Origin of the sequence: Streptomyces murinus (assembly GCF_002154555.1) — a bacterium.
In the GTDB taxonomy this organism is placed as follows: domain Bacteria; phylum Actinomycetota; class Actinomycetes; order Streptomycetales; family Streptomycetaceae; genus Streptomyces; species Streptomyces murinus.
Genome location: NZ_MUNF01000495.1, coordinates 1 through 1,349, shown reverse-complemented (window position 1 = coordinate 1,349; position 1,349 = coordinate 1). Strand labels below are relative to the sequence as shown.

The following is a 1,349-nucleotide window of genomic DNA, read 5'->3' as shown; positions in this document are numbered from 1 at the left end:
GCACCCACCCCCGCCGTGGACACCCCCGCCGTGGACACCACCACCGAGGACGCGCCCGGCACCTGGCTCGCGGTGCACGTCTTCTACGCGGCCAGCCCCCGCCCGCTGCTCCTCCAGTGCGTCGAACCCCTGGTGCGCCGGCTCACCGAAGAGGGGCTGATCACCGGCTGGTTCTTCATCAACTACTGGCTGGAGGGCCCCCATCTGCGGCTGCGCCTGAAACCGGCCCGCGCCGCCGACGCCGACACCGTCCGGGACCGCACCCACGCCGCCCTCGACGCCTTTCTGCGCGAACGCCCCGCCCTCTACGAGGTCAAGGCGGGCTTCTTCGCCGAGCTGTACGAGACCCTGTTCACCCTGGAGTACAGCGAGGAGGAGCGCGCCCAATTCATCGGCCCCGACGGGCGGATGAAGCTACGCCCCAACAACAGCTTCGAGGACCGCGACTACGAGCCCGAGTACGGCAAGTACGGCGGGCCCGCCGGCATCGCGCTCGCCGAATGGCACTTCCAGCACTCCAGCGACCTCGTCATCGAGGCCACCCGCACCATGAACCTCCATCTGCGCACGGTGCTCCTCGGCCTGTCCGCCCAGCTGATGATGGTCGTCTCCGGCACCTTCCTCGCCGACGACGAGGCCCTGCTGACCTTCCTCGACCGCTACCACGGCTTCTGGAACAACGCGTTCAGCACCACCAACTACACCACCGACAAGGGCTACGAGCGGGCGTACGCCGCCATGGGCGACCGGCTGCCCGAACGCTTCAGGCACATCCGCGAGGCGGTCGCCCGCGGCGAACTGGAACGGCTCCCGGCCTTCCTGCGCGGCTGGGCCGAGCACTGCGCCGAACTCCGCGACCGCGCGGCGCGCTCGGCACACCGGGGCGACCTGGTTTTCCGCTCCTTCGACGGCACCCGCGACATCCACGCCACCGACCCGGCGCACGCCCTGCCGATGCTCCTGTCGCCCTATATGCACATGACCAACAACCGGCTGGGTATCACCGTCCGGGACGAGGCGTTCCTCTCCTACGTCCTCGCCCGCGCCCTGCGCGACGGCGCACCGGAGGACACCAGATGACCACCGACGCCTTCCTGGCCGCCCGGCCGCGGGTGCGCCCCGACCNNCGCGGCCCGACCCGCATCCATCTGCTGAAGGACCCGCGCACCGGACGCCGCCTGGAGGTCGGCGCCAAGGAGCACTTCATCATCACCCGCCTGGACGGCACCCGGTCCCTGGAGGAGATCGGGCAGGCCTACTCGGGCGCGTTCGGCACCCGGCTCGGCGAGGCCCAGTGGGGGCAGATGCTGCGGCTGCTGGGCACCCGGGGCCTCCTCGACGGCGGCCCC

1 protein-coding gene is annotated in these 1,349 nt (G+C 71.2%); it reads left to right on the top strand.

What is annotated here, in order from left to right; translation table 11 throughout:
- Positions 1-15 precede the first annotated feature (15 nt).
- On the top strand, positions 16-1,080 hold the full coding sequence (locus CCN72_RS27615) for a thiopeptide-type bacteriocin biosynthesis protein (protein ID WP_086810546.1): 1,065 nt from the start codon (positions 16-18) through the stop codon (positions 1,078-1,080).
- Positions 1,081-1,349: the final 269 nt, after the last annotated feature.